At 67.6% G+C, this 4,363-nt stretch carries 2 protein-coding genes; both read left to right on the forward strand.

The window, feature by feature from the left end; translation table 11 throughout:
• The coding region (locus P8H27_RS20420; protein WP_289639578.1) for an efflux RND transporter periplasmic adaptor subunit at positions 1 to 1,269 on the forward strand (1,269 nt) is incomplete at its 5' end.
• A partial coding sequence (locus tag P8H27_RS20425) for an efflux RND transporter permease subunit (RefSeq protein ID WP_289639580.1) occupies positions 1,266 to 4,363 on the forward strand: 3,098 nt, incomplete at its 3' end. The genes P8H27_RS20420 and P8H27_RS20425, both read left to right, overlap by 4 nt.

Below are 4,363 nucleotides of genomic sequence, written 5' to 3' on the forward strand. Positions count from 1 at the left end.
GCGACGGTCAGCATCGATGCCAGCATCACCCAGAACCTCGGCATGCGCCTGGCCCCGGTGACCCGTGGGGCGCTGGCCAACAGCCTGGAAGCGACCGGTAACCTGACCTTCAACAGCCGCGATATCGCCGTGATCCAGGCGCGCAGCGGCGGTTTCGTCGAGCGCGTTTACGCCCGCGCCCCCGAAGACCTGCTCGAAGCCGGCGCGCCCCTGGCCGACTTGCTGGTGCCCGAGTGGGTGAGTGCCCAGGAAGAGTATCTGGCCCTGCGCGATGCCGGCGATCCCGCGCTGTTGGCGGCGGCGCGCCAGCGCCTGCGCCTGGCCGGCATGCCGCCGGCGCTGATCGCCCGCTTCGAGCGCAGCGGCAAGGTGCAGGCGCTGTGGACGGTGACCAGCCCGATTGCCGGCGTGCTGCAACAACTCAATGTCCGCGAGGGCATGAGCCTGATGGCGGGCGACACCCTGGCCACCATCAACGGCTTGCGCAGCGTGTGGCTGGATGTGGCGGTGCCCGAGGCCGAAGCCCTGGGCCTGCACCAAGGCCAGTTGGTCGAGGCGCGTTTGCCGGCCTTTCCTGGCGAAGTGCTCGGCGGCAGCATCGACGCCATCCTGCCCCAGGCCAACCTCGATAGCCGTACCCTGCGCGTCCGGGTCGAACTGGCCAACCCAGATGGCCGCCTGCGTCCGGGGCTGACCGCCCAAGTGCGCCTGGCCCGCCCGGCCGAGCGCGATGCCTTGTTGGTGCCGAGCGAGGCGGTGATCCGCAGCGGTCGCCGCGCCCTGGTGATGCTGGCCGAAGGCGATGGCCGTTACCGCCCGCTGGAAGTGCGTCTGGGTCACGAGGCCGCGGGCAACACGCAGATCCTCGAGGGGTTGCAGGAGGGGCAGCAGGTGGTCGCCTCCGGGCAGTTCCTGCTCGATTCCGAAGCCAGTTTGCGCGGCATCCTGGCCCAGCAACTGGGCGCGCCGGCGGCCGAGGTCGAACTGCAACCGGCCCTGCACGAAGCCGAAGGGCAGATCGACGCCATCGAAGACGATGGGGTGATGCTCACTCACGGCCCGTTCAAGACCCTGGGCATGCCGGGCATGAGCATGCGCTTTCCGGTCGCCGATCCGGCGCTGCTGGAGGGTTTCAAAGCCGGCGACCGGGTGCGGGTCGGGGTGCGCGCCGACGACGAGGGCATGCAGATCGAGCGCATCGAGCACCTGGTGGCCAAGCCCCGGGAAGATAGCGGCGGCCATGACGGCCATCAGGGGGCGCAGCCATGATCGCCGCCCTGATCCGCTGGTCGGTGGCCAACCGTTTCCTGGTGGTGCTGGCCACCCTGTTCGCCACCGCCTGGGGCGTCTGGTCGCTGCAGAACACGCCCATCGATGCGCTACCGGATCTGTCCGACGTGCAGGTGATCATCCGCACGCCCTACCCGGGCCAGGCGCCGCAGATCGTCGAGAATCAGGTGACCTATCCGCTGGCCACCACCATGCTCTCGGTGCCGGGGGCGAAGACCGTGCGCGGCTACTCGTTCTTCGGCGACAGCTTCGTCTACGTCTTGTTCGAGGACGACACCGACCTCTACTGGGCGCGCTCGCGGGTGCTGGAATACCTCAGCCAGATCCAGAGTCGCTTGCCGGCCAGCGCCAAGCCGGCGTTGGGGCCGGACGCCACCGGGGTCGGCTGGATCTACCAGTACGCCCTAGTCGACCGCAGCGGGGCGCACGACCTGGCGCAGTTGCGCGCGCTGCAGGACTGGTTCCTCAAGTTCGAGCTGAAGACCCTGGCCAACGTCGCCGAAGTGGCGACCATCGGCGGCATGGTCAAGCAGTACCAGGTGCAACTCGACCCGATCAAGCTGGCCAGCTTAGGGCTGACCCAGGCCGAGGTGACGGAGGCCATCGGCCGGGCCAACCAGGAAACCGGCGGCGCGCTGCTGGAACTGGCGGAAACCGAGTTCATGGTGCGCGCCTCGGGTTATCTGCAGACCCTCAACGACTTTCGCGCCATCCCCCTGCGCCTGGATGCCGGCGGTGTGCCGGTAACCCTCGGCGAGGTGGCGCATATCCAGCTGGGCCCGGAGATGCGCCGCGGCATCGCCGAACTGGATGGCGAGGGCGAGGTGGTCGGCGGCGTGGTGATCCTGCGCAGCGGCAAGAACGCGCGCAGCACCATCGCCGCGGTCAAGGCCAAGCTCGAGGAACTGAAAAACAGCCTGCCGGAGGGGGTGGAGATCGTCACCACCTATGACCGCAGCCAACTGATCGACCGCGCGGTGACCAACCTCAGCCATAAGCTGATCGAGGAATTCATCGTCGTGGCGCTGGTCTGCGCGGCCTTCCTCTGGCACCTGCGTTCCTCGCTGGTGGCCATCGTGTCCTTGCCGGTCGGCGTGCTGATCGCCTTCGCCGTGATGCAGCAGCAGGGCATCAACGCCAACATCATGTCGCTCGGCGGCATCGCCATCGCCATCGGCGCCATGGTCGACGCGGCGGTGGTGATGATCGAAAACGCGCACAAGAAGATCGAGGCCTGGCGCGCGGAGCATCCCGGCGAGGAGCTCAAGGGCGAACATCACTGGCGGGTGATTACCGACGCGGCGGTGGAAGTCGGCCCGGCGCTGTTCTTCTGCCTGCTGATCATCACCCTGTCGTTTATTCCGGTGTTCACCCTGCAGGCCCAGGAAGGCCGCCTGTTCGGCCCGCTGGCCTTCACCAAGACCTATGCCATGGCCGCCGCGGCGGGGCTGTCGGTGACCCTGGTGCCGGTGCTGATGGGCTACTGGATTCGCGGGCGGATTCCCGACGAGGCGCGCAACCCGCTGAACCGCGGGCTGATCAGGATCTACCAGCCGGCACTGGACGCGGTATTGGCTTGGCCGAAGGCCACTTTGCTGGTTGCGGCGCTGGTGTTTCTCAGCACCCTGTGGCCGCTGTCGCAGCTGGGCGGCGAGTTCCTGCCGCCGCTGGACGAGGGCGATCTGCTCTACATGCCCTCGGCCCTGCCCGGCTTGTCCGCGCAAAAAGCCGCGCAGCTGTTGCAGCAGACCGACCGCATGATCAAGACGGTACCGGAAGTCGCCCATGTGTTCGGCAAGGCCGGCCGCGCCGAGACCGCCACCGACCCGGCGCCGCTGGAGATGTTCGAGACCACCATCCAGTTCAAGCCGCAGGATCAGTGGCGCGCCGGCATGACCGCGGACAAGCTGGTGGAGGAACTGGATCGGGTGGTGCAGGTGCCCGGGCTGACCAATATCTGGATTCCACCGATCCGCAATCGCATCGACATGCTCGCCACCGGGATCAAGAGCCCGATCGGGGTCAAGGTCGCCGGCACTAATCTGGCGCAGATCGACGAGGCCACCCAGGCCATCGAAAAGGTCGCCAAAACCGTGCCCGGGGTGAGTTCGGCCCTGGCCGAACGTTTGACCGGCGGACGCTATATCGACGTCGATATCGACCGGGCGGCGGCGGCGCGTTATGGCCTGAACATCGCCGACGTGCAGGCGATCGTCTCCAGCGCCATCGGCGGCGAGAATGTCGGCGAGACCATCGAAGGCCTGGCGCGCTTCCCGATCAGCGTGCGTTACCCGCGCGAATGGCGTGACTCGCTAAGCGGCCTCGAACAGTTGCCGATCTACACCCCGGCCGGCAGCCAGATCACCTTGGGCACCGTGGCGCGGATCAAGGTCAGCGACGGCCCGCCGATGCTCAAGAGCGAGAACGCGCGGCCCTCGGGCTGGGTCTATGTGGATGTGCGCGGCCGCGACCTGGCCTCGGTGGTGGCCGATTTGCGCACCGGCATCGACGCCCAGGTGCAGTTGCAACCGGGCATCAGCCTGAGCTACTCGGGGCAGTTCGAGTTTCTCGAACGCGCCAATGCGCGGCTCAAGCTGGTGGTGCCGGCCACCCTGCTGATCATCTTCGTCTTGCTCTACCTGTGCTTCGCCCGTTTCAGCGAGGCGGCGCTGATCATGGCCACCCTGCCGTTCGCCCTGACCGGCGGGGTGTGGTTCCTCTACCTGCTCGGCTATCACCTGTCGGTGGCCACCGGGGTCGGCTTCATCGCCTTGGCCGGGGTGGCCGCGGAATTCGGCGTGATCATGCTGCTCTACCTGAAAAACGCCTGGACCGAACGCGAGGAAGCCGGCGACAGCAGCGAGCAGGCGCTGATCGAGGCGATCCGCGAAGGCGCGGTGCAACGGGTACGCCCCAAGGCCATGACCGTGGCGGTGATCATCGCCGGCTTGTTGCCGATCCTCCTCGGTGGCGGCACCGGCAGCGAAGTGATGAGCCGCATTGCCGCGCCCATGGTCGGCGGCATGCTCAGCGCGCCGCTGCTGTCGCTGTTCGTGTTGCCGGCGGCCTACCG

This window comes from Pseudomonas sp. sp1636 (assembly GCF_030376615.1).
Classification (GTDB): domain Bacteria; phylum Pseudomonadota; class Gammaproteobacteria; order Pseudomonadales; family Pseudomonadaceae; genus Aquipseudomonas.